Genomic DNA, 24378 nt, shown 5'->3' on the forward strand with positions numbered 1-24378 from the left:
CCGCGCGTCACGTCAGCGCCTGCGCGCACACCACGGCCGCAGCGGCCGACCAAGCCTGCGGACGGCAGGCGGCGGGGTACGGCACCGGCCGACCGCCGGGAATGCGCGCATCGCCGGCGTGCAGCTCGGGGACCCGGTAGTCGAATCCCTCGGCCGCGTCGAGAAGCTGCCGCGCGAGCACCCTGGCCTCGTCGGAGAGGCCGGAGCGCAGCATCCCGTGCACGGCGATCGCGGTGTCGTGGGTCCAGACGCTCCCGCCGTGATAGCTGAGCGGCCAGTAGCCGTCGGCACCCGTCGACATCGTGCGGATGCCGTATCCGCTCGACATGCTGTCGCCGGCGAGGAGCTCGACGCACACGCGCTCCTCGTCGGGGTCGAGGATGCCGGTGCCGAGCAGATGGCCGATGTTGCTGGTGAGCGTGTCGACGGCGGCGCCGTGCGCATCGAGGGCGATCGCCGGGTAGCGGCCCTCCTCCGTCGTGACCCAGAAGGCCTCCCGGAAGCGCGCGCGCAGGTCGGCGGCCCAGGTGCGCAGCTCCTCCGCGCCGGATTCGCCGAGTCGATCGAGCAGCGCAGCGCCGCGGACGGCGGCCTCGTAGGCGTATGCCTGCACCTCGCTCAGGGCGATCGGCCCTTCCGCCAGACGCCCGTCACGCCACTGGACTGAGTCGCCGGAGTCCTTCCAGCCCTGGTTCGCGAGACCGTGCCCCGATTCGTCGGCGTAGTCGATGAAGCCGCTTCCCGACGCATCGCCGTGCTCGACCATCCAGTCGACGGCGCCGCGCAGCGTGGGGAGGAGACCGCGCAGCTCGTCGTCGGGCATCCCGGCATCATGCGCATCAGCGAGCAGACACACCCACAGCGGCGTCGCATCGACCGTGCCGTAGTACAGCGGCGGGAGGTGCACTCCTTCGCCCGGAATGGCCAACCCGCTGCTGCGGAGTTCATGGGGGATCTTGCCGGGTGCCTCCGCCGTGGACACGTCATGCGTCGTGCCCTGGAGTCGGCCGAGCACCCGCAGGGTAGACGCGGCGATGGCGGGATCGGCGGCCAGCGCGAGACGCGCCGCCCAGATCGAATCCCGACCGAACAGCGTGAAGAACCAGGGCGCTCCCGCCGCGTAGAACGCGTCGTCCGGGTGCTCCGGTGTCGCCAGACGCAGGGCGCTGAGGTCGGCCGATGCCCGTGCGAGCCAGTGGGCGACCCGTGGATCAGCGACCTCCGGCAACTGCGCGGTCGCAGGATGCGCCGGTGCGGTGACCACCAGAGAGGTGTCAGCCAGCTCGAGCGTCCATTCGACGGTCTCCGCATCGCGCGCTGCGAGATCGAGCTCCCATCGCAGCGTCAGCCGCTCGCCGTCCGAGGTGACGGTCGCTCCGGGGGCGACCAGCGCGAAAGAGGCATCGTTGGCTCGGCAGGTGCGTCCGTCCCACGTCCAGGCGGCGTCGGTCGGCATGCCCGCCTTCACGAGTTGCATCGGCGCGAAGTCGGGCGTCAGCTGCACCGTGATGCCGATCGGCGTGGCCGCACGCAGGTGGCGGGAGACGCGGATCCGCTCCGAGAAGGAGCCGGCCGACACTCGGCGGTCGCGATCCAGCCGGACCTTGGGATCCGGCGTCTCGTCGTCCAGGCCGCGCAGCACATCCGTGAAGAGCACGCGCTGCGGGCTCGGCGACGAACAGCCGATCGACTCCAGGTCCGTCCCGTCGACGGCGATCTCCACGGCGCGGATCTGACGGACGTCGCCGTGGTAGATGCCGTGGATCGGGGCGGATCCCATCCCGCCGGCGTCGTCCGACCAGACCTGGGTCGGCGCCTCGAGCACGATCACGGCGGTGTCCAGCAGCGGTTGGAGGGGGGCGGTGGGGGTCATTCCTTGACGGCTCCTTCTGTCGAGTTCATGATGCGGCGCTGGAAGATGAAGAACATCACCGCGACGGGGATCGTCATGATGAGTGCGGCGGCCAGCTTGAGCGGATACTGCGTGCCCTGGCTCAGCTGCCCGCTGGCCAGGGAGGCGACGCCCTTCGTGAGCGTCGTCAGTGCCGGGTCGTTGGTCGACACGATGAAGTGGCTCAGCTCGTTCCACGATCCCTGGAAGGACAGGATCACGATCGTCACCAGTGCGGGCGTCGCCATCGGCAGGACCACCGACCAGAAGATGCGGAAGGTGCCAGCGCCGTCGATCCGCGCCTGCTCCTCCACCGATTCGGGGATCGATTCGAAGAAGTTCTTCATGATGAAGACGCCGGCGGCGTCGACGAGCAGCGGGAGGATCATCCCGGCGTACGAGTTGAACATCCCGAGCTGGTTGATCACGAGGAACTTCGGGATCAGCAGCACGACCGTCGGCACGGACATGACCGCGACGAGCGCCGCGAACACGACGCCGCGACCGCGGAAGCGGAGCCGGGCGAGGGCGTAGCCGGCGAGCGAGTTGAAGAACACCCGGCCGATCGTGACGAACACGGTCACGATCGCGCTGTTGACGAACCAGGACGGGAAGTCCGAGCGAGCGAAGAGCCGTTCGTAGGCCGCGAAGCTCCAGACCTCGGGGATCAGCGAGATGCCCGAGCTCGCCGCCTCCTCATCGGTCTTGAAGCTCGTGGCCACCTGCACCAGGAAGGGGTAGATGTAGATCACGGCGAGGACGATGAGCAGCGTGTAGAGCACGATCTGCCCCGTGAGCTGCTTCGGCGAGAGCCTCATGACGCCTTCCCCTTTCCGGCGATCTCGTAGGCGCGGATACGGCGACGGGAGACGGGCTTGTCGCGCAGCACCCAGCGCTGCAGGAGCGTGAAGGTCACGATGATGACGAACAGGATGAAGGCGATGGCCGCCCCCTGGCCCCATTCCTGGTTCTGGAACGCGGTCTGGTACGACAGGTACGCCGGGGTGAGAGTGGTCTTGCTCGGCGCGCCCCGCGTGCCGGTGTAGATCTGGTCGAAGACCTGCCAGCATCCGATCAGCCCGAGGGTGAGCACGGTGAAAAGAGTCGGTCGCAGCTGCGGAAGGGTGATGCGCCAGAACCGCTGCCATCCGTTCGCGCCGTCCATCATCGCGGCCTCGTCGACGTCGCCGCCGATGTTCTGCAGGCCCGCGAGGAAGATGAGCATGAAGGTTCCGGAGGTCGTGAACACCGCCATGAAGATGAAGGCGCTCATCGCGACGGAGGGGCCGGCGAACCAGTCCCACCAGGTGATCCCCAGGGCACCTGACTGCGTCAGCGCGTCGGGCCCGCTGTCGACGCCGAACACGCCGAGGAGCAGGTGGAGGACGCCGCGGGGGTCGTTGAACCAGTTCGGGCCGTTGATCCCGAACCAGGAGAGCACGTCGTTGACGGCGCCGCTCGCGGAGAAGAGGAACAGCCACAGCACGGTGATGGCGACGGAGCTCGTGACCGAGGGGAAGTAGTACGCGGTGCGGAAGAAGCCGCGGCCCCGCAGCATCGCCCGGTTGACGAGCACCGCCAGGAAGAGGGCCAGCGCGGTCTGCAGCGGCACGACGAGCAGCACGTACCACGCGTTGTTGCGCAGCGCCGTGCCGAAGTCCTTGGTCGCCAGGCCGCCGTCGGCGAGCACGGCCGAGTAGTTGCCGGCGCCGACGAACGACACCGACCCCGACAGGGGGCTGCCGCGACCTGCCCAGTCCGACATGCTGACCCACAGCGCCATGAGCACCGGGACCAGGAGGAAGACGCCGAGGATGGCGATCACCGGGGCGGTGAACAGCCACCCGGCGGCGGCCTCGCCGCGGCGGAGCCCGGAGGCACCTCCGCGACGAGGTTTCGACCGCTGGGCCATGACTACTCGACGATCGCTTCGAGGTTGGTCTGCACCGATCCGAGGATCGAGGCCGGATCGCCGCTCTTCAGCGTCTCGATCTGGGCGTTGAAGTCGGCGATGACATCGGCAGACCCGGCCTGGTTCGGCGGGAACTGGGCGTACTCGGCGCCCGCGAGGAACGGCGCGAGGGGCTCGTTCGCCGCAGTCCACTCATCCGCGGCGGACTGGATGGACGGCATGGGTCCGAAGGCCTCCGAGAACGCGAGCTGGCTGTCGGCGCTGGTCAGGTATTCGACCAGCTCGAGCGCGGCCTGCTGATTCGGGCTGTCAGCGGCCATGCCCCAGCAGTTCGTGAACTGCAGAGTGCCCTTGTCCGCGGGGCCCTCGGGAAGCTCGGCGACCGTGTACTCGACGCCGCTGAAGTCGTTCGTGAGAGCGCCGGTGATCCAGTTGCCCTCGATCACCATGGCCGCGGCCCCCTTGCCGAACGCCTCGCCGCCCCAGCCCGCGCCGACGTCCTTCGCGAACGCGAACGTGCCGTCGGCGAGATGCGTCTTCACGTACTCGAGGGCCTCGAGGTTGGCGGGGTCGTCTGCGATCGCGGCGCCGTCGCGGACGAGACCGCCGCCCGCCTGCGCCATGAACGTGCCGACGCGCTGATACTCGGCGCCGAAGGCGAGCCCAACGTGATCGGCGCTCGTCAGCGTCTTCGCCACCGCGGCGAGCTCGTCCCAGGTGGTGGGGATGTCGGCGTCGGTGAGCCCGGCCTCCGCCCACATCGTCGTGTTGATGATCAGCGCGAGCGAAGAGAAGTCCTTCGGGGCGCAGACGAACTCGTCGTCGATGGTGAAGTTCTCGACGAGGGACGGGTAGAAGTCGTCCTTGTTCGAGAGCTGATCGCCGTAGGGCTTCAGAGAGTCGTTCGCCGCGAACCCGGCGGCCTGATCGGCCGAGAGGTAGAAGAGGTCCGCGGGTGCGCCGGCGGCGAAGCCCTGCGAGAGCTCCTGGTCGAGGTTGGTGGCGACCTGCACCGTGACGTCGGTGCCGGACTCTTCGGACCACGCGTCCACCGCGGCCTGCACGGCCTCGGTCTCGGCGTCGCCGGAGGAGCCGATGAGCACCGTGAGCGCGTCGTCCGAGGAGGTGAGGCCCTCGGCATCGGGGGCGCCCCCGTCATCGCCGGCGAAGCCGGAGCCGCAGCCTGCGAGGATGAGCGTGCTGGCTAACAGCACGGCTCCTGTGCCGAAAGATGTCCGAGTGGTGTGCCGTGTCATTGTCTCTCTCCCTTGATGAGTCATTGTCGGGTAAAATTTGATCGATCAAACTCTGCGTGGATTAGGCTAGGCGCGAGGTGCGGGAGTGTCAAGCCCGCCGCAGACGAACGGGTGCGAGGAGGTGCCGTGGCGAAGGCTCCCACCGTCGAGGACGTCGCCGAGCGCGCAGGCGTCTCTCGGCAGACCGTGTCGAACGTGCTCAACACCCCCGACATCGTGCGCCCGGCGACGAAGGAGCGCGTGCTCGCGGCGATCCACGAGCTCGGCTACCGACGTCACGCGGCCGCGCGGCAGTTGCGCCTGCGCCGCAGCTCGACGATCGGCATCCGGCTGGACCCCTACCTCGGCGGCGTCTCGGGCGTCGTGCTCGACCGCTTCGTGCACGCGATCACCGAGCGCGCGAGCGAACGCGGGATGCGGATGCTCGTCTACGCGGCACGCACGCCGGAGGAGGAGATCGCCCGGCTGTCCGAGCTGTGGGAAGGATCGGAGATCGACGCCGCGATCATCACCGGCACGATCCGCGACGACGCGCGTGTGCGCAGCCTCGACGACGCGGGCCTGCCCTTCATCTCCTTCGGCCGACCCTGGGGAGAGGATGACATCGCCGACCCCCGGCACCTCTGGGTCGACGTCGACTGCGCCGCCGGCACCCGCGCCGCGACCGAGCACGCGCTCACCCACGGGAAGAACGTCGCCTTCCTCGGGTGGCCAGAGGGATCGGGAACCGGTGACGATCGTGAGAGAGGCTGGCGCGAGGCGATGGGTGCGTCCGGTGGTAACGGGGTGCGACTCACCGCGGAGGACAGCGTGCCTCTCGCCCGGGCGAGCGTCGATGCCGTCCTGGCCGACGGCGACGCGCCCGATGCGGTGGTCTGCGCCAGCGACACGCTCGCCGTGGGTGCGCTCCTCGCAGCCAACGCCGCCGGACGCTCGGTGCCGGTGATCGGCTTCGACAACACCCCGACAGCCGTGGCGCTGGGATTCTCGAGCGTGGAACAGCGCCCGGAGGATGTCGCCACGGCGGTCCTCGAACTCCTCATGGGGCCGACGGGGGAGATCGTCGCGCCGCGCCGTCTGGAAGCCGGGACGGCGCACGCCCTGATCACGCCGGAGCTGGTCATCCGCTGACGGAGCGCGCGGCCCTCGCTGCCGAAGTCACCCCGGCCCGCGGGTCACGCCGTCGTCGCCGCGAGCAGGTAGTCCAATCGAGACGCCGGATCTCCGCCCAGAGTGAGGAAGCGGGGACCCCCGACGGCCTCGCGCTCATCGGCGAGGTCGAGCAGTGCCGCATCCATCGCCTCGCGCAGCGCCATGTCCTCGTCGACGGGCACCCGGATGGGGTGCCGGTCGTCCAACGGCAGGAGCACGACCAGGTCGACATTCGCCAGAGAATCGTCGGCGATGGCCGTCGCATGGGCGACGAGCGCGCCGTCGCTGCGTCCCAGCTGCTCCAGCGCAGCCAGGTAGGCGACGAAGTCGAGGGGCCCGCGTTCGGAGATGACAGTCGATTCCCCCGCCGTCTCGCGCACGCGCGACGCCGTGAGGCGCAACTGCGCGGCGAAGCTCGCGGCGCTCGCCGGGTCGTCGAGGTCGAGATCCTCGAACGGGTCGCCGAGGACGAGGTACTCGGGTCGCCGTGCGACGAAGTCCGCGATGAGGGTGCTCTTGCCGCTGCCGTGCGTGCCCGAGACGATGATCCTCATGACCGTGCGGCGAGCCCGGCCAGCAGCTCCAGCACGCAGAGCGCTGCGAGGCGGACGGTGCGGGCGTCATCGGTGTCGGCGGTCGCGTCGACCTCGGCCAGGTCGGCGCTGATCACGCGCGGGTCGGAGGCCACGGCGCGGGTGAGTGCGCGCACCTCCCACGCCTGCAGGCCGCCGGGAACGCTGGCCGGGCAGCCGGGGGCGACCGCGCGGTCGCACACGTCGACGTCGATGTCGAGGTGCACGCGCGGGTCGGTGCCCGCACCGGCGATCTCGACCGCCTCGGCCACCACGTCGTCGATGCCGCGGCGTCGCAGCTCGTCGAGCGTGATGACGCGGATGCCCCAGTCCGCGGCGCGCCGTGCGTAGGCGGCGGAGTTGGCGAAGTCGGCGATGCCGATCTGCACGATGCGCATCGGGTCGATGCACATCGTGTCGAGGGTCGACGTCACCGGCACGTCTTCGACCAGGCGCCGCACGGGAGTGCCGTTGGAGACGCCGTCGCGCAGATCGAAGTGCGCGTCGAACGTGATGAGCCCGGTCGCCCGGGCACCCAGGGCGACCGGGTAGGTGAGCGAATTGTCGCCGCCGAGGGCGATCACGAGCCCGGTCGTCGCCGAGAGCTCGCGCACCCGCGCGATCACCTGGGCCTCTCCGCCGTCGCCGTCGGGCTCTTCGATGTCACCGGCATCCGCGACCCGCAGCAGATCGTTCAGATCGCGGATCGGCGGGCCCATCAGCGTCGTCCCGTAGCGGGGGAGGGCATCGCGGATCGCCGCCGGCGTCGCGCGCGCTCCTGTCGGAGACAGGGAGGTGCGCCATGTCGGCACTCCGAGGAGCACCGCGTCGGCCGTGCCGTCAAAGGTCGGCCAGGCGCCGGCGCGCGGCCAGAGAGGATCGTGCGACAGAGGCATGTCAGACTCCGGGGATCAGGGCGTGGGCGATCGTGAAGATCGCGAGACCGGCGAGGGCGCCGACGAACGTGCCGTTCAAGCGGATGTACTGCAGGTCGCGGCCCACCATGAGCTCGATCTTCTCGGTGGTCTCGGCGGGATCCCAGCGCTCGACCGTGTCGGTGATGATCGAGGCGATGTCATGCCGGTAGCGGTCGACGAGGAAGACGGCGGCATCCGACACCCAGGTGTCGACGCGGTGCTGCAGCGCGGCATCCGTCGTCAGGCGCTCGCCCACCTCCTGGAGGGCGCGCACGGCGCGCCGACGCAGCCCGCTCTCCGGATCCGCGAGGGCGGTGAGCAGGCCGTTCTTCGCGGTGTTCCATGCCTCGGCCGCGAGGGCGCCCACCCGCGGGCTGTCGAACAGCGACGCCTTCGCGTTCTCGAGCTTCGCCCGGGTCTCGGGATCGTTCTGCAGGTTGTCGGCCAGTCGGGAGAGATACGCGTCGATCGCGATCCGCGCCGGATGCCGCGGGTCGGCCTGCACGGCATGCACGAACTTGATGGCCTCGTTGTAGACGGTGTCGTCGACGAATCGGTGCGCGAGCTTGGGCACCCAACCGGGCAGGCGGCGGGAGACGAGGCCGGAGAACGACTCGGCGTTCGCTTCGAGCCATCGTCCGATATTCTCCACCGCGAGGTCGACGGCGCCGTGGTGCGCATCGGCGGCGACGATCTTCTCCAGCCAGACGCCCGCGGGCGGTCCCCACTCCGGTTCGACGAGGTGCTCGCGGGCGAGGTCGGTGATGAGGTCGCGGACGTCGTCGTCGCTGAGCGCGTTGAGCACGGCCGTGGCGATCGTGGCGCCTTCAGCGCCGACGCGCTCGGCGTGCGGTCCTTCCTTCAGCCACTCGCCCGCACGCAGTGCGATCGCGGTGCTCGACAGCTTCGTGCGCACGACGCCGGCTTCGAGGAAGTTGGTCTCCACGAACTCGCCGAGCGTGCGCCCGATCTCGTCCTTGCGGCTCGGGATGATCGCGGTGTGCGGGATCGGGAGCCCGAGCGGCCGCCGGAACAGGGCGGTCACGGCGAACCAGTCCGCCAGGGCGCCGACCATTCCGCCCTCGGCGGCGGCGCGCACGTACGCGAGCCAGCCCCATCGCTCCTGGAAGGCGAAGGCGAAGACGAACGCGACCGCCATGAACACCAGCGCGCCGAGGGCCACGGCCTTCATGCGACGGAGGGCGCGCAACCGATCCTGGTCGGCGGGCGAGAGCTGCGCCATCGGTGTTCGCGGCATGACGCCATCCTTTCACGCGGAGAGTACCCTCGAGACGTGATCGAAGACATCAAGAAGCGCGCTCTGCACCGCACCAGCATCCTCGAGGGTCAGATGCGCGGCGTCGCGCGGATGATCGAGAACGAGGAGTACTGCATGGACATCATCACGCAGTCCCGTGCGATCCAGCGCTCACTCGAGTCGCTGAACCGTCTGCTGCTCGAGAATCACCTGCGCACGCACGTGACGCACATGTTCGACGAGGGGGGAGAGGAGCGCGACAAGGCGGTCGCCGAGCTTCTCAAGGCGTTCGACTTCGACCGCAAGTAGGGTCGGGCCCGACGCGCTCCTCTGCGGTCACCGCTTCCCGTCGAAGATCTCGCCCTCCATCGCGTCGTAGCCCTCGGCCTGCGGGTCTCCGTGCGAACCGCCCGAGAGCGCGTACTCCTCTTCCGGGGAGAGCACGAGGCGGTGCCGGAAGAACAGGCCGAATCCGAGCAGGATGATCGCGTAGACGATCGCGATCGCGATGATGGCCGGACCGAACGTCGGGTTCAGCAGGAAGCCCACGAAGATGAGCGCGGCGATCACGAGCGCGATCACGGCGCCCGGGATGCCCCAGGGGCTCACATACGGGCGGTCGACGTTCGGGAACTTCTTGCGCAGGATGATGAACGACACGAGCTGGAGCCCATAGGCCACGACCGCACCCCAGACGGCGATGTTCAGCACGATCGCGCCGGCGACCGTCCCTGCACCCTCCGAGTCGACCGCCGTGAGCACATCGAGCACGATCAGAGCGACGAAGCCGATCGCGGCCCCCACGGTGAGGGCCACCCACGGGGTCTGACGCTTCCCGGTGAGGGAGAGGAACCGCGGGTAGTAGCCGGCGCGGGACAGCGAGTACATGTTGCGACCGTAGGCGAACATGATGCCCTGCAGCGACGCGAGCAGACCGATCAGGGCGAACAGCGCCAGCACCGCGGCGAGCTGGTCGCCGACGATCGCGCGGAAGCCGTCGAGGAGCGGCTCGCCGGCGGTGCCGGTGGCCTCGGCACCGATCACTCCGGTGTTGAGGAACAGCACCAGGAGGCCGGTCACGATGAGGGTGCCCCGGGCCCAGAATCCGGCCTTCGGGATGTCGCGGGTCGGGTTGTGCGACTCCTCGGCGGCCAGCGGCAGCTCCTCGATCCCCAGGAAGAACCACATCGCGAAGGGCAGGGCGAACAGGATCGGCAGCACGCCGTGCGGGAGGAAGGTCGACTGTCCCTCGTCGGGGACGATGTCCCACAGCGCGTCCCAGCTGAAGGCGCCGGAGAAGATCGCCATCACGGAGAACACGAGGATGATGCCGATCGAGATCACCGAGACGACGATCGCGAAGCGGAAGGAGATCGCGGCGCCCGCGGAGTTCAGCGCGATGAAGACGACGTAGAGGATGAGGTACCAGACCCACCCCGGCAGCTCGAGACCGAGCAGCTCGCTCGTGATGCCGTTCGCATACGATGCCGAGAAGTAGACGATCACCGCCGTGGTGGCGACGTACTCGATCGTCTCGGCGGCGCCGGTGACCAGGCCTCCCCAGGGGCCCATGGCCGATCGGGCGAACGAGTAGGCCCCGCCCGTGTGGGGCATGGCCGCCGCCATCTCGCCGATCGCGAAGATCATGCCGTAGTACATGGCGACGAGGATCGCGAAGGCGATCAGCATGCCACCGAAGCCCGCGAAGTCGATGCCGAAGTTCCAACCGGAGAAGTCGCCGGAGATGACGGCGGCGACGGCGAGACCCCAGAGTCCCCAGACGCCGGCCGATCTCTTCAGGGTCCGTTTCTCGAAGTAGTCACTCCCGGCACGTGTATAGGTCGCCCCAGCGACCTTGCGGGATTCATTGCTCTGCTCAGACATCCGCTCTCCGTTCGCATGCACACAGGCGCCGGGTGCACCTTGCGGATGATTGTGGCAGTCAATGGTGGTTTCGTCTACCTTTAGACGTCGAGGTGATCTACTCTGAGGGCGAAGCCGGTCGGTCGATCGCCTTCACCACGACGACGGGAGCGAGAAGATGTCGGGAAACCTGAGCATCGAGCAGCTGGATGCCGGCATCGCCGCCGGCGAGATCGACACGGTGATCGTGGCCTTCGCCGACGCGCAGGGACGACTGGTCGGCAAGCGGGTCTCTGCGCGGCTGTTCCAGGAGGACATCCTGCATCACGGCGCCGAGGCCTGCGACTACCTGCTGTCGGTCGATGTCGACATGAACACGGTCGACGGCTACGCGATGTCGGGCTGGAACCGCGGATACGGCGACATGGTGCTGCGCCCCGATGTCGTCACGCTCCGTCGGATGCCGTGGCTCGAGGGCACGGTCCTGATCATGGCCGATCTGGTCTGGCAGAACGGCGAGCCGGTGGGGCCGTCGCCGCGCGCGATCCTCGATCGGCAGCGCGATCGCCTGGCCGAACGGGGATGGACCGCCTTCTCGGGAACCGAGCTCGAGTTCATCGTGTTCGAGAACACCTACCGCGACGCCTGGGCGCGCAAGTACGAGGGACTGACGCCGGCGACCGACTACAACGTCGACTACAACCTGCAGGCCTCGACCCGGATGGAGCCGCTGCTGCGCGACATCCGCAACGGCATGGACGGCGCGGGCATGTACTGCGAGGGCGTCAAGGGCGAGTGCAACCTCGGCCAGCAGGAGATCGCATTCCGCTACGCCGAAGTGCGCGAGACCGCCGACCAGCACGTGATCTACAAGAACGGTGCGAAGGAGATCGCCGCGCAGCACGGGCAGGCGCTCACCTTCATGGCGAAGTTCAACGAGCGCGAGGGCAACAGCTGCCACATCCACCTCTCGCTGCGTGCGGATGACGGCACTCCGGTGATGGCCGGCGACGGAGCGCACGGGTTCAGCCCGGTCATGGAGCACTGGATCGCCGGCATCCTGGCGACGCTCCGCGAGTTCACGCTGCTCTACGCGCCGAACATCAACTCCTACAAGCGCTTCGCCAAGGGCAGCTTCGCGCCGACCGGCGTCGCCTGGGGCATCGACAACCGCACCTGCGCGCTGCGCGTGATCGGCAGCGGTTCCGGGCTCCGGGTCGAGAACCGGGTGCCCGGCGGCGACGTGAACCCGTACATGGGCATCTCGGCGATCATCGCCGGCGGCCTGTACGGCATCGAGAACGAGCTGCCGCTGCCGGAGCGCTTCGAGGGCAACGCCTACGAGGCCGGCGTCGACCACCTCCCGACGACTCTCCGCGAGGCGGCGCAGCTGTTCAGCGAGTCGACCATCGCGAGGGCGGCGTTCGGCGACGACGTCGTGGACCACTACCTGAACCAGGCGCGCATCGAGCTCGAGGCCTACGACGCCGCCGTCACCGACTGGGAGCGCATCCGTGGTTTCGAGCGGCTCTGATCCGGCACCGCTGATTGGTGTCACGACCTATCTGGAGCGGGCGCAGCAGGGGGTGTGGGATGTGCGGGCCGCGTTCCTCCCCGAGCAGTACCTGACCGGGGTGACCGAATCGGGCGGCATCGCGCTGCTGCTGCCCCCGCAGGATCCGGAGACGGCGGATGCGGCCATCGCCGGAATGGACGGACTCATCCTCTCTGGCGGGGCCGACGTCGCCCCCGAGCTCTACGACGAGGAGCGGCATCCGCTCACCGATCCCGCCCGCACCGACCGCGACGCCTGGGAGATCGCCCTGTTCCGCGCGGCGGAGCGGCGGCGCATCCCGGTGCTCGCGATCTGCCGGGGTCTGCAGCTCGTGAACGTCGCCCGCGGCGGCACCCTCCAGCAGCATCTGCCCGAGACTCTGGGAACCGAGCGCTACCGTCTCGGCGGCGGCGTCTTCGCCGAGAACGACATCGAGGTGTCGGACGACACGGCGCTCGCCGGGGTCCTCGGCGCGGGCGGGCTGCGGGTGCACAGCTATCACCACCAGGGCATCGATCGGCTCGGAGACGGACTGACCGCAGCCGCGCGCTCCGACGACGGACTCGTGCAGGCGTTCATCGACACCTCGGCCGGCCATGTCGTCGGCATCCAATGGCATCCGGAGGAGAACGCCGAGGATCGGCGTCTCTTCGCCGATCTCGTCTCACAGGCTCGCGCGTTCGCCGCGCGACGGAAGGAAGAATCGCGATGAGTGCGTTCACCGTCATCAATCCATCGACCGGCGCGGCGATCCGCGACGTCGCCCGCGCCGACATCGGAGAGACGGATGCCGCGATCGCCCGCGCCGTCGTCGCGCAGCGCCGGTGGGCGGCGCTGGCACCGGTCGCCCGCGCGGACGCGCTCCGGGCGTTCGCCCGCGCGGTCGAGGGTGCCGTCGAAGAGCTCGCCCAGCTCGAGGTGCTCAACTCCGGGCATCCGATCGGCTCCGCCCGCTGGGAGGCGGGGCACGTCGCCCAGGTGCTCAACTACTACTCCGCCGACCCGGAGCGCCTGTCCGGTCGGCAGATCCCGGTGGCCGGCGGGCTCGACGTGACCTTCCACGACCCCTACGGCGTGGTCGGCGTCATCGTGCCGTGGAACTTCCCCATGACGATCGCGTCGTGGGCGTTCGCGCCGGCGCTCGCCGCCGGCAACGCGGTGGTGCTGAAGCCTGCCGAGCTGACCCCGCTCACCGCGATCCGCCTCGGCGAGCTCGCGCTCGAGGCAGGGCTCCCCGATGGACTGTTCGAGGTCGTGACCGGCTCGGGCTCGGTGGTGGGCCAGCGACTGGTCGAGCATCCCGACGTGCGCAAGGTGGTCTTCACCGGCTCGACCGAGGTCGGCATCGAGGTGGCGGCGGGCTGTGCGCGTGCGCTCAAGCCGGTGACGCTCGAGCTCGGCGGCAAGAGCGCGAACATCGTCTTCGCCGACGCCGATCTCGAGCGGGCGGCGGCCGCGGTGCCCGGCTCGGTGTTCGACAACGCCGGCCAGGACTGCTGCGCACGCAGCAGGCTGCTCGTGCAGCGCTCGGTCTACGACCGCTTCCTCGAACTGCTCGAGCCGGCCGTCGCGGCCTGGCGCGTGGGAGACCCCGGCAGCTCCGACACCGACATGGGCCCGCTCATCTCGGCCGGGCACCGCGACACCGTCTCCTCCTTCCTCGACGGCGCCGACATCGCGTTCCGCGGTACCGCGCCCGAGGGGGACGGGTTCTGGTTCGCCCCGGCCGTCGTGCTCGCCGACCCCTCCGACCGCATCGCCCAACAGGAGGTCTTCGGCCCCGTCGTCGCGGTGATGCCGTTCGAGGACGAGGCCGACGCGATCCGCCTGGCGAACGACACGGTGTACGGGCTCGCAGGCTCCGTATGGACCGAGAGCCTCGGACGCGGTGTGCGCGTGGCGCGAGGCGTGCGCAGCGGTGTGCTGTCGGTGAACTCGCACTCCTCGGTGCGCTACGCGACGCCGTTCGGCGGCATGAAGGCCTCCGGCCTCGGGCGTGAGCTCGGTCCGGACGCCGCCGAGCACTTCACCGAGACCAAGAACGTCTTCTTCGCGACCGATGAACGCTGATCGCGTCGCACCCCACACCCCACAGAGCGGAGAACCCACATGAGCATCGATCTGACCCAGCGCCTGAAGGACCGCGTCGCCATCATCACCGGTGGTGCGAGCGGCATCGGGTTCGCCACCGCCGAGCGCTTCGCGGCAGAGGGAGCCTTCGTCGTCATCGCCGACGTCGACCCGGCGACGGGCGAGGAGGCTGCGGCGAAGGTGGGCGGGGTGTTCCGCCCTGTCGACGTCGCCGACGAGGCCAAGGTGAACGCGCTGTTCGACGGAGTGGCTGCGGAGTTCGGCCGCATCGACATCGCCTTCAACAACGCCGGCATCTCACCGGCCGACGACGACTCGATCGAGACGACGGAGCTGCCGGCGTGGGACCGGGTGCAGGATGTGAATCTCAAGAGCGTGTACCTGTGCAGCCGTGCGGCGCTGCGGCACATGGTGCCGGCGGGACGCGGCTCGATCATCAACACGGCGTCGTTCGTCGCGCTGCTGGGCTCGGCGACCTCGCAGATCAGCTACACCGCGTCGAAGGGCGGCGTGCTCGCGATGTCGCGCGAGCTGGGCGTGCAGTTCGCCCGGCAGGGGGTGCGCGTGAACGCGCTGTGCCCCGGACCGGTGAACACGCCGCTGCTGCAGGAGCTGTTCGCCAAGGACCCGGAGCGCGCGCAGCGACGGCTCGTGCACGTGCCGATGGGGCGCTTCGCGGAACCGTCGGAACTGGCGGCGGCCGTGGCCTTCCTCGCCTCGGACGACTCGTCGTTCATCACCGCGAGCGCGTTCGTCGTGGACGGCGGGATCACGAACGCCTACGTCACCCCGCTGTGAACGACCACGACGGCGACCTCGTCGAGGTGCGGAGAGCGGTCTATCGGCCGCTGCGGCGCGGCAACGCCCTGGAGGACGCGGTCGCCCGTCTCGTCCAGACGATCCGTCTCGGCGTGGTCGCCCCGGGGGAGTCCCTGCCCCCGGAGCGGGAGCTCGCGGCATCCTTCGGCGTGAGTCGCGACACCGTGCGCGAGGCCATCCGCGAACTGGCCGACACCGGCTATCTCCTTCCCCGTCGAGGACGGTACGGAGGGACCTTCGTCGCGGATCCGCTGCCGCACCCGTCGGTCCCCGGCGCCGTGACACCGGAGAAGATCGACGATGTCCTCGGCCTGCGGCGCGTTCTCGAGACCGGTGCCGCCCGCGCGGCCGCGAGCCGGTCCCTCGACGCCGCGACCCGTGCGGATCTGTGGGCGCGGCATGAGGCGGCGCTGCCGGCGGGACCGGACGAGTATCGACGCCTCGACACCCTGCTGCATCTCGCGATCGCGGAGGCCGCGGGCATCCCCTCACTCGTCGCGCTCGTGGCCGAGAACCGCGCCGACGTCAACGCCTGGCTCGACACGTTCCCGCTGATGCCGCGGAACATCCAGCACTCGGGTGAGCAGCACGAGAGCATCGTCTCCGCGATCCTCGCCGGACGAGCGGATGCCGCGGAGGCGGCGATGCGCGATCATCTCGCCGGCTCCGAGGCGTTGCTGCGCGGCTTCCTGACGTGACGGTCACCCGGCCGCTCGGATCGCCGGATCAGCGGTCGTCGTATCCCCAGCGGATGCCGAGCGCGCCAGGACCGAAGTCCCGACGCGTCTGATGCACCGAGGTCTGCGGCCGGAGCGGGCGGTAGACCGTGCCGTCCGTCGACTCGGTCCGCTCGAGCTCGTCGAGCCAGTCCGGGACGGCGTCCTCATGGAATCGCGTCCACAGGACGAGGTCGCGGATGGGGCGCACGACGAAGGCGCCGGTCTCCGGCTGCGAGGTGTACTCCTCATGCCCTTCCATCGTGACCTCGATCATCGTCGTCGCGCCGAGCGTGAGCGGCTGGTCGAGCTTCAGGACGTAGGCGTACACGTGCTCGCTGACGTGCAGGTGATCGCGGACCATCCGCGCCCCTCGCACTGTCATCTCCGGGCGGTCGATGACGTCCTCCGCCGACAGCAGGGTGTACGTCACGTGGTCGACGGTCGCGGGGATGACGGACTGGATCAGGGTCTGGGCGGCACGGCGGCGCAGGTAGCCGTCGGCGGACACATCCGCGATCACATGCGTCGAGAGCTCACGGGTGATGTCGAGCGGCGGCGCATCGAGGAGCTCGAGCGTCTCGGACAGCGCCCGGGTGATCTGCTCCTCCGTGAACGGGTTGCGGGGTTCGTGCAGCGCTCCCAGGCGCACGCGCTCCGGCACCAGGCCGCCGAGAGCCCCCGATGGCAGGCCGAGAAGCCGCTCGATGTCCTCGACGGCGGCGAGCGAGGCTGCTCCCTCGGGTGCGCGCTCCCCGGAGCGCCAGTAGCTGAGTGTCGTGAGCGAGACGGGGTTGGCGCGGGCGACGAGTCGGCGCTGGAGCGACGAGAGCGAGATGCCGCTCGCGGTGAGCGCTGCTCCGAACGCCCTGCTGAACGAGTCGCGTCCGTCGGGAACCTCAGCTGCCATCCCGCCCTCCTCTCCCCGACGATAGTCCCGTCAGCGGTCGAACCCCCATCGGATGCCGAGGATGCCGGGCCCGAAATCCCGGCGTGACTGGTGGATGGAGTCGCGCGGAGACAGCGTCCGCGACACCAGGCCGTCGGTCGCGGGCGTGCGCTCGAACTCCGTCGTCCAGTCGGGGACGGCATCCGGATGGAAGCATGTCCAGACGACGAGGTCACGGATCGGACGCATCACGAAGGCGGCCGTCTCGTCCTCGGCCGGGAGCTCTCCCGCGGGCGGCGGCGGGACAGCCATCCCGATCTCGAGCATCGTCGTCGCGCCCATCACCAGCGGTCGATCCAGGCGGAGCACGCAGGCGTAGACATGCTCGCTCTCGTGCAGGTGCTCGCGCACCAGGGTCGCTCCCCGGAGCGTGCACTCGGGCCGGCGGACGACCCTCTCGACGGACATCAGGGCGTAGGTCATCTCGTGGACGAACGGTGCGACGGCCTGCACGAGGACCTGCGCCGTGCGATCGCGGAGCAGTCCGTTCTCGTCGACGGTCGACACCACGTGCGCGGACAGCGACCTCGTCGCCTCGATCGGCGGTGCAGCGAGCAGCTTCAGGGTCTCGGCCGCCGCATCGCGGACCTGGGACTCGGTGAACGGGTTCTGCGCGGGCGCGAGCGACCCGAGTCGTGCGCGCGTGCTCACGAGGTCGAGCAGAGCGCCCGGCTCCAGCCCGAGCAGGCGCTCGACGTCCTCCAGCGCGGTCAGCGACCGCAGGCCCTCGGGGTGCCGTTCTCCCGACCGCCAGTAGCTGAGGGTCGCGACCGAGATGGGGTTCGCCCGGTCCTTGAGCCGTCTGTGCAGCCAGGACAGCGAGACCCCTCGCGCCGTGATCGCTCCCGAGAAGGCCTGCGCGAAGGCCGTCCGATTCTCTTCCCCCGTGTCGAGCATGATGTCTCCCGGGCGCCACCGTAGCGCCGGAGAGAGGGGCGGTATCCGCGCGACCCGATATGCTGCATCACCGCGCTCCGGCGGTCAGAGCACCGCCTGCGCGCGCGTCAGGACGTCGCGGAGGATCTGCTCGATCTCCCGGAACTCCGCCGGGCCCGTGGTGAGCGGGGGAGCGAGCTGGATGACGGGATCGCCCCGGTCGTCGGCGCGGCAGTAGAGCCCGGCCGCGAACAGGGCGGGGGAGAGGAATCCTCGCAGCAGCCGCTCGGACTCCGCATCGTCGAAGGTCTCCTTGGTGCTCTTGTCCTTCACGAGCTCGATTCCGAAGAAGTACCCGTCGCCGCGCACGTCGCCCACGAGTGGCAGATCGCGCAGCTTCTCGAGCTCGGCGCGGAACAGCGGAGAGTTCTCCCGCACGCGGGCGTTGAGTCCCTCCTCGTCGAAGATCGCGAGGTTCTCCAGCGCCACCGCCGCCGACACGGGATGGCCGCCGAACGTGTAGCCGTGGGGGAACGACACGTCTCCGTGCGAGAAGGGCTCGTAGATGCGGTCGCTGACGATCGTGGCGCCGATCGGGGAGTAGCCGCTGGTCATCCCCTTCGCGCAGGTGATCATGTCGGGCACGTAGCCGAGGCCCGTGCAGGCGAACGTGTGGCCGAGCCGTCCGAAGGCGCAGATGACCTCGTCCGAGACGAGCAGCACATCGTGGCGGTCGCAGATCTCGCGCACGCGGGCGAAGTATCCGGGAGGAGGTGGGAAGCACCCGCCGGAGTTCTGCACCGGCTCGAGGAACACCGCGGCCACCGTGTCGGCACCCTCGAAGAGGATCATCTCCTCGATGCGGTCGGCCGCCCAGCGTCCGAACGCCTCGAGGTCGTCGGCGGGCGCGCCCATCTCGGCCGCGCGGTAGAAGTTGGTGTTCGGCACGCGGAAGCCCCCGGGCGCGACCGGCTCGAACATGGCCTTCATCGCCGGGATCCCGGTGATCGCGAGCGCGCCGTGCGGCGTCCCGTGGTAGGCGACCGATCGCGAGATCACCTTGTGCTTGGTGGGCCTGCCCTGCAGCTTCCAGTAGTGCTTGGCCAGCTTCAGCGCGGTCTCCACGGCCTCGCCGCCGCCGGTCGAGAAGAAGACCCTGTTCAGATCTCCCGGAGCCTCGTCCGCGAGCCGGTCGGCCAGTTCGATCGCGGCGGGGTGGGCGTAGGACCACAGCGGGAAGAACGACAGCTCGGCGGCCTGGGCGGCGGCCGCCTCGGCCAGGCGGCGCCTGCCGTGTCCGGCGTTCACCACGAACAGTCCGGAAAGGCCGTCGAAGTACTCCTTGCCCGAGGAATCCCAGATCCGGTGCCCGTCGCCCTTGACGATGATCGGCACGCCCGACTCGGCCATCGTGGACTGCCGGGTGAAGTGCATCCACAGATGATCCTTCGCCATCTTCTGCAGCGTGGATTCCGACGGGGTCGTGCGGGTCGTGCTCATCTGGTCCCCCAGTTGTAGAGCTGCTTCTGCAGCTTGGCGTAGATGAAGGTCTCGGTCGACACCACGCCCTCGATCGGACGGATGACGTCGTTGATGAGGGCCAGCAGCTGATCGTCGTCCTCGCAGACGACCTCGGCGAGCACGTCGAACGCTCCGACGGTGATCACCACGTAGTCGATCGCCTCGACCCGGGCGATCGCCTCCGCGACGATCCGCGTGTCGCCGGAGACGCGGATGCCGATCATGGCCTGACGGTGGAAGCCGAGCTGCATCGGATCGGTCACCGCGACGATCTGCATCACGCCCGATTCGGTCAGCCGCTGCACCCGCTGACGCACGGCGGCCTCGCTCAGGCCGACCACGCGGCCGATGTCGGAGTAGGAGCGGCGTCCGTCCTCTTGGAGCAGCTCGATGATCGTCTTGGACACCGCGTCGAGCGATGAGTGCTTCTTCACCGAACTCATGGTGCGATCTTCGCACTCGGCGGCGCGCTCGGCAACCGATTCCGCGGCCGCAGGTGAAGCTGGGGCGCGATATCGGCAGGATGTCGCCTCAGTCCTCCAGAGGACCGAGCCACGCGCTCGCCGCGGTGGCGTGGGCGGATTCCGGGTCGGAGGGGTGGAAGGCGCCGGCCAGGACATCGCGGTAGAGGCGGGACAGCTCGTTGGTGGAGAAGTACGAGCCGCCACCGCCGACGAGCATGGCCTGGTCGACGACCCGCTTGGCCATCGTGATGGCCCGGTGCTTCACACCGGAGAGGAGGGAGAACCAGCGGGCGCCGTTGTCGACGCGGTCGTCGACATCTCGGGCGAGGGCGGCGATCTGCGGCGGCAGGGCGTCGTAGTCGAGAGCCATGTCCGCGATCCGCCAGCGGATGTCGGGGTCCTGGCTGTACGCGGCGCCGGTCTTCTTGGAGCGGCGCTTCCCGGCGGCGAGCACGGCGAGCTCGAGCGCCCGTCGTGCGATGCCCGTGTACACCGAGGCGAGGAGGATCTCGAACACCGAGAAGATGCCGAAGACGATCGGGTCGGGGGTGGGGCCGGGGTCGATCCGGCGCACCACGTGCGCGGCATCCGCCGTCGCCCCGTTCAGGCGTGTGGTCCTGCTCTGCGTCGCGCGCATGCCGAGCGTGTCCCAGTCGTCGCTCGTCGCGACGGCATCCGTCCGCTCCACGAAGGCGAAGACGAGCTGGGGGGCATCGGGGCTGGTCGTGTCCAGGCCGTGCAGGCCCAGCCGCGTCCAGACCGGGGCGAGCGAGGTGAAGACCTTCGTTCCCGTGAAGGCGTAGCCGCCGCTGCCGTCGGGCACGGCGGCGGTGTCGCTGCCGAAGAGGACGAGGTCGTTGCCGCCCTCGCTGATGCCGAAGGCGAAGACCTCGCCGGCCACGGCGCCGTCCTGCACGAACTCGAGCCCCGGCACACCGCGGTCGGAGAACACCTTGGCGACACCGGTCCAGACGAGGTGCATGTTGATCGCGAGCGCCGTCGCGGGAGCTGCCCCGGCGAGCCGCTGCTGCAGGACCGCGGCCTGGGCGAGCGAGAGCCCGGCACCGCCGCGCTCGGCGGGGACCAGGATCGAGAGGTACCCGGCCGCGCGCAGCTCGTCGAGATCCTGCTGCGGGAAGGTGTTGTCGCGATCATGGATCGGCGCGCGTTCGCGGATCCGCTCGAGCAGGTCGTCGGGGAGGTACGCGGTCGGGTCGAAGTCGCTCATGACAGGGCCTCCAGGAGCTGGCGGATCGATTCCTCGGGCTTGTCGCGGTGCAGGGAGTGGCCGGCGCCCTCGACGACCGACATCGTGAACCGGGGATTGGCGGCGAGCACCTCGGCGGCCAGGTCGCCGGTGAAGATGCTGTAGACAGCAGGATCGGCGGCGATCACGTGCGTGGGGACGGTCACCCGCTCCGCCTGCTCCCGCACATCCCACGGCTGGTTCTGTGCGCTGGTCTGCTCCACGGCCCATGCGCTCGCGCGCAGCACGGCGTCGACCTTCAGCTCGTGATCCTGCGGATGCCAGTGCGGATGCTCCTGCTGCACGACCTCGATCCGGGTGTCGGCGAAGGCGCGCTCCTGGCTCCGGCGCACGATCGACGCGTCGCGTCCGTCGACATGGATCGCCGGGTCGATGAGGACGAGGCGCCGGGTCCACTCCGGATCGGATGCCGCGGCCACCGTGCTGGCGGCCCCACCCAGCGAGTGGCCGATGACCGCATCCCACGAGCCGCCGTCATCGGGCAGCGTCGCGGCGAGGTCGGCGCCGTACGCCGCGACCGAGTAGTCGAGTGACCGGGGCGCGTCGCCGTGACCGCGCAGGTCGACGGCCGTCGTGTGCCATCCGGCCGCGGCCAGCGCATCGCCGAGACGCCACATCAGGGCACCGGAGGAACCGAGACCGTGCACGAGAAGGGCACGGCGAGAGGCCGAAGGAGAGCCCCAGGCGATGCGGGGGAGACGGAGCGGTGCAGACATGGTCCCAGCCTAGAACCGCGGGGTGCGGGCGGCGCCGGGCGCGCAGCGAGGAGTTGTGCGCCAGGCAAGGGCGGATGTCGGCGATCCATCCTGGTCAGGCGCACATGACCTCGCCGGGCGCGCAGCGCCGATCAGTCGACGGGAGGCATGTCCGCGTGGGTCACCAGCACGCGCGCGGCCGCGGCGTGCCCCGCCGAGAGACGCTCGTGCAGCGGCCGCTCCTCGAGCGTGGCCGCGAGGAATCCGGAGGCGAACGCGTCGCCGGCGCCGACCGGTTCGACCACGTCGACGCGCGGTGCGGGCACGAAGACCGGCTCGTCGTCTCCCGCGAAGGCGGTCGCTCCGACATCCCCGTCCTTCACGACGAGCAGCGCGCAGTTCGGAAGGAAGGCGCGGATCTCATCGGGCGTGACCGTTCCCCAGATCCGCTCGGCCTCATCGCGTCCGACGAAGGTGATGTCGGCGGCATCCGCGAGGCGGGCGAGGGTCGCGGCGGCATGCTCGCGGGACCAGAGAGGGCGTCGGTCGTTCACGTCGAACGACACGGCCGCACCCGCGGTGCGGGCGTCGACGAAGAGCTGATCGACCATGCGCAGGCACGTGTCGGACAGTGCCGGGGTGATGCCGGTCGTGTGCACGATGCGGACGCCTGCGAGGTGGGCGGTCGAGAGGAAGCCCGGCTCCATCGCGGAGGCTGCGGAGCCTCGCCGGTAGTAGTAGACCGACGAGCCGTCGGCGCCGGGGTCCTTGAACATCACGCCGGTCGGCGCATCCGTGTCGCGCTCCACCCAGAGCTCGACGCCCCGCCTGCTCAGCTCCGACGCGATGCGGTCGCCGAGCGGATCGTCGCCGAGCCGGGACGCCCATGCCGCTCGATGACCGGAGAACGCGAGGCCGGCCGTCACGTTCGACTCCGCGCCCGCGAGTCCGATGGTCGCCGTCTCCGCGGTGGTCAGCGCGGCGCCGACCGGCGTGATCAGGGCCATCGTCTCGCCGACGCAGACGATCTCGGGGGCGGGGGACGACGGGGTGAGGGGGATGCTCATGAAGGGGTGACCGCCAGGGGTTCGGTGTCGGGATGAGGGCTCGCGTCGCGGTGACGCAGGTCGGGGAAGGAGCGCACGAAGACGACGGCGACGAGGAGGCCGACAGCGGCGAACAGGGTCGCGGCGAAGTACGCGCCGCGCCAGTCGCCGAGGTCGACGAGGAATCCGGCGACGGCGGAGCCCGCGGCGGCTCCGATGAGCTGGCCGGTGCCCGCCCAGCCGAACGCCTCGGCGGTCTCGGAGAACTTGACGCTGGCCGAGGTGATCGCGAACAGGACGGCGAGAGCCGGGGCGATGCCGATGCCGGCGAGCACGAGGGTGCCGCCGAGCCAGAACACGTTGAGCATGACCATCGTCAGCGCGAGACCGACCGTGACGATCAGCAGCCGCCGGGCCATGGCCCAGGGGCCGATCGGGATGTGTCCGAACGCGAGCCCTCCGACGAGGCTGCCGACGGAGAACACTGCGAGGACGAGTCCGGCCGTCAGGCTGCCGTGCTCGAACGTCGCGACGACGCCGACCTCGACAGCGGCGCAGGCGCCGATCAGGAGGAAGCCGATCACGGTGGCGAGCAGGACGGGCGGCTTGAGCACGACCTTGCCCAGCGCGTTGCGGCTGCGGGGGATCCGGACGCGTCCTACCTCGGGGGAGAGGATGAACCACGCGCCCCCGCCGACGAGGATGATCGCGACGAGCAGCAGTCCTTCCACGGTTCCGACCTGCGTGGAGACGAGCGTGATGACGACCGGTGCGAGGATCCAGATGATCTCCTGCAGAGAGGCGTCGAGGGAGAACAGCGGCGTCAGCTGCGAGGAGTTGACGAGCTTGGGATAGATCGTGCGCACGGCGGCCTGGATCGGCGGTGTCGACAGGCCTGCGATCATGCCCAGGATCATGTAGCCGGGCACGTTCAGGGGCAGCAGCGCCAGTCCGAGCACGGCGACGACGCAGACGCTGAGGGTCAGCGTGATCACGCGGCGCATCCCCCACACGCCCATCCATCGGCTCGTGATGGGGCCGGCGACGGCCTGTCCCACGCTGGTCGCGGCGAGGACGAGTCCGGCCGCGCCGTAGGAGCCGGTCTGCTGCTCGACGTGCAGCAGGATCGCGAGCGACGACATCCCGTTGGGGAAGCGCGCGGTCAGCTGTGCGGCGATCATGCGCGCCACTCCCGGCGTGCGAAGAAGATCCCGGTATCCCGCCACCAGACAACGGTACCGGGCGCCGACGATCGGCGTCGAAGCGACGGCCCGTGCGACACGCCGACGACACGCCGAAAGGCGAATTCCACAGGCGATCCGATGTCGGAGGCCCCGCGTAGCGTGCCACCTGTGGATGGATCTCTCACAGGTGGCTCCCAGCCGCGGATTCTCGGGCTTCGCGGCCCTCTCCGACGAGGGGCCGCCTGTGGAAGAAACGGTGGAGAACCTGTGTTGTAACAGGGGAGAGCGGTGGAAAACTACACGGATGTAACTACTACCCCTTGTGGTCGCCCCCAATGTCGGCACCCATATGTAGTATTGAACTCCCGGCGGGG

General features: G+C 69.7%; 23 protein-coding genes. 7 read left to right on the forward strand and 16 right to left on the reverse strand.

Going from position 1 to position 24378, the window contains the following annotated elements:
* Positions 1-7 precede the first annotated feature (7 nt).
* From LBN7_RS15750 to LBN7_RS15765, 4 genes are read right to left on the reverse strand one after another with little or no spacing between them, the layout of a single operon-like run.
* The gene (locus tag LBN7_RS15750; RefSeq protein WP_407360175.1) at positions 8-1873 is read right to left on the reverse strand and encodes a glycogen debranching N-terminal domain-containing protein; all 1866 of its coding nucleotides are present in this window, start codon (positions 1871-1873) and stop codon (positions 8-10) included.
* Positions 1870-2709: a carbohydrate ABC transporter permease gene (locus tag LBN7_RS15755; RefSeq protein ID WP_341944908.1), complete on the reverse strand. Its 840-nt coding sequence runs from the start codon at positions 2707-2709 to the stop codon at positions 1870-1872. The genes LBN7_RS15750 and LBN7_RS15755 overlap by 4 nt, the downstream gene beginning before the upstream one ends.
* Positions 2706-3803: a carbohydrate ABC transporter permease gene (locus tag LBN7_RS15760; protein WP_407360176.1), complete on the reverse strand. Its 1098-nt coding sequence runs from the start codon at positions 3801-3803 to the stop codon at positions 2706-2708. The genes LBN7_RS15755 and LBN7_RS15760 overlap by 4 nt, the downstream gene beginning before the upstream one ends.
* Before the next feature lie 2 nt (positions 3804-3805).
* Positions 3806-5059: an extracellular solute-binding protein gene (locus tag LBN7_RS15765; protein ID WP_407360177.1), complete on the reverse strand. Its 1254-nt coding sequence runs from the start codon at positions 5057-5059 to the stop codon at positions 3806-3808.
* 126 nt (positions 5060-5185) lie between these two features.
* Between LBN7_RS15765 and LBN7_RS15770 the strand changes: the two genes are divergently transcribed.
* On the forward strand, positions 5186-6190 hold the full coding sequence (locus LBN7_RS15770; RefSeq protein WP_407360178.1) for a LacI family DNA-binding transcriptional regulator: 1005 nt from the start codon (positions 5186-5188) through the stop codon (positions 6188-6190).
* 44 nt (positions 6191-6234) lie between these two features.
* Here LBN7_RS15770 and LBN7_RS15775 read toward each other — a convergent pair whose 3' ends face one another.
* From LBN7_RS15775 to LBN7_RS15785, 3 genes are read right to left on the reverse strand one after another with little or no spacing between them, the layout of a single operon-like run.
* Entirely contained in the window at positions 6235-6765 is a 531-nt protein-coding gene (locus tag LBN7_RS15775) for an AAA family ATPase (RefSeq protein ID WP_407360179.1), read from the reverse strand.
* Positions 6762-7679: an agmatinase family protein gene (locus LBN7_RS15780; RefSeq protein ID WP_407360180.1), complete on the reverse strand. Its 918-nt coding sequence runs from the start codon at positions 7677-7679 to the stop codon at positions 6762-6764. The genes LBN7_RS15775 and LBN7_RS15780 overlap by 4 nt, the downstream gene beginning before the upstream one ends.
* A 1-nt stretch (position 7680) precedes the next feature.
* A complete protein-coding gene (locus LBN7_RS15785; protein ID WP_407360181.1) occupies positions 7681-8958 on the reverse strand; it encodes a DUF445 domain-containing protein in 1278 nt (425 codons plus the stop codon).
* Positions 8959-8994: 36 nt separating this feature from the next.
* On the opposite strand from LBN7_RS15785, the gene LBN7_RS15790 reads away from it, so the two are divergent.
* The gene (locus LBN7_RS15790) at positions 8995-9267 is read left to right on the forward strand and encodes a metal-sensitive transcriptional regulator (protein WP_056517673.1); all 273 of its coding nucleotides are present in this window, start codon (positions 8995-8997) and stop codon (positions 9265-9267) included.
* 27 nt (positions 9268-9294) lie between these two features.
* On the opposite strand, the gene LBN7_RS15795 is transcribed toward LBN7_RS15790, so the two are convergent.
* On the reverse strand, positions 9295-10842 hold the full coding sequence (locus LBN7_RS15795; RefSeq protein ID WP_116636985.1) for an amino acid permease: 1548 nt from the start codon (positions 10840-10842) through the stop codon (positions 9295-9297).
* A 157-nt stretch (positions 10843-10999) separates the two neighbouring features.
* Between LBN7_RS15795 and LBN7_RS15800 the strand changes: the two genes are divergently transcribed.
* The 5 genes from LBN7_RS15800 to LBN7_RS15820 are packed head-to-tail and all read left to right on the forward strand — an operon-like array spanning position 11000 to position 15984.
* Positions 11000-12355, forward strand: coding sequence for a glutamine synthetase family protein (locus LBN7_RS15800; protein ID WP_116636984.1), 1356 nt, complete (start codon positions 11000-11002; stop codon positions 12353-12355).
* A complete protein-coding gene (locus LBN7_RS15805; RefSeq protein ID WP_407360182.1) occupies positions 12336-13088 on the forward strand; it encodes a gamma-glutamyl-gamma-aminobutyrate hydrolase family protein in 753 nt (250 codons plus the stop codon). Before LBN7_RS15800 ends, LBN7_RS15805 begins: the two co-directional genes overlap by 20 nt.
* Positions 13085-14446 (forward strand): aldehyde dehydrogenase family protein, encoded by a 1362-nt coding sequence (locus LBN7_RS15810; RefSeq protein WP_407360183.1) that lies wholly within the window; start codon positions 13085-13087, stop codon positions 14444-14446. The genes LBN7_RS15805 and LBN7_RS15810 overlap by 4 nt, the downstream gene beginning before the upstream one ends.
* Positions 14447-14485: 39 nt before the next feature.
* Entirely contained in the window at positions 14486-15265 is a 780-nt protein-coding gene (locus LBN7_RS15815; protein WP_116636982.1) for a 3-oxoacyl-ACP reductase, read from the forward strand.
* The gene (locus tag LBN7_RS15820; protein WP_341944919.1) at positions 15262-15984 is read left to right on the forward strand and encodes a GntR family transcriptional regulator; all 723 of its coding nucleotides are present in this window, start codon (positions 15262-15264) and stop codon (positions 15982-15984) included. The genes LBN7_RS15815 and LBN7_RS15820 overlap by 4 nt, the downstream gene beginning before the upstream one ends.
* Positions 15985-16012: 28 nt before the next feature.
* On the opposite strand, the gene LBN7_RS15825 is transcribed toward LBN7_RS15820, so the two are convergent.
* The 8 genes from LBN7_RS15825 to LBN7_RS15860 form a co-directional block, all read right to left on the reverse strand.
* Positions 16013-16912, reverse strand: a complete 900-nt coding sequence (locus tag LBN7_RS15825; protein ID WP_116636980.1) for a hypothetical protein — start codon at positions 16910-16912, stop codon at positions 16013-16015.
* Between the two features lie 30 nt (positions 16913-16942).
* The gene (locus tag LBN7_RS15830; RefSeq protein WP_407360184.1) at positions 16943-17848 is read right to left on the reverse strand and encodes a hypothetical protein; all 906 of its coding nucleotides are present in this window, start codon (positions 17846-17848) and stop codon (positions 16943-16945) included.
* Positions 17849-17932: 84 nt separating this feature from the next.
* On the reverse strand, positions 17933-19327 hold the full coding sequence (locus LBN7_RS15835; RefSeq protein ID WP_407360185.1) for an aspartate aminotransferase family protein: 1395 nt from the start codon (positions 19325-19327) through the stop codon (positions 17933-17935).
* A complete protein-coding gene (locus LBN7_RS15840) occupies positions 19324-19791 on the reverse strand; it encodes an Lrp/AsnC family transcriptional regulator (protein ID WP_341944922.1) in 468 nt (155 codons plus the stop codon). Before LBN7_RS15840 ends, LBN7_RS15835 begins: the two co-directional genes overlap by 4 nt.
* A gap of 88 nt (positions 19792-19879) precedes the next feature.
* Positions 19880-21040: an acyl-CoA dehydrogenase family protein gene (locus LBN7_RS15845; protein ID WP_407360186.1), complete on the reverse strand. Its 1161-nt coding sequence runs from the start codon at positions 21038-21040 to the stop codon at positions 19880-19882.
* Positions 21037-21795 carry an alpha/beta fold hydrolase gene (locus tag LBN7_RS15850; protein WP_116636975.1) on the reverse strand — a complete coding sequence of 253 codons (759 nt, stop codon included), beginning with the start codon at positions 21793-21795 and terminating at the stop codon, positions 21037-21039. The genes LBN7_RS15845 and LBN7_RS15850 overlap by 4 nt, the downstream gene beginning before the upstream one ends.
* A 131-nt stretch (positions 21796-21926) precedes the next feature.
* Positions 21927-22841, reverse strand: coding sequence for a sugar kinase (locus LBN7_RS15855; RefSeq protein WP_407360187.1), 915 nt, complete (start codon positions 22839-22841; stop codon positions 21927-21929).
* On the reverse strand, positions 22838-24046 hold the full coding sequence (locus tag LBN7_RS15860) for an MFS transporter (RefSeq protein ID WP_407360188.1): 1209 nt from the start codon (positions 24044-24046) through the stop codon (positions 22838-22840). The genes LBN7_RS15855 and LBN7_RS15860 overlap by 4 nt, the downstream gene beginning before the upstream one ends.
* Positions 24047-24378: the final 332 nt, after the last annotated feature.

It is taken from the genome of Microbacterium sp. LBN7, from assembly GCF_045690345.1.
In the GTDB taxonomy this organism is placed as follows: domain Bacteria; phylum Actinomycetota; class Actinomycetes; order Actinomycetales; family Microbacteriaceae; genus Microbacterium.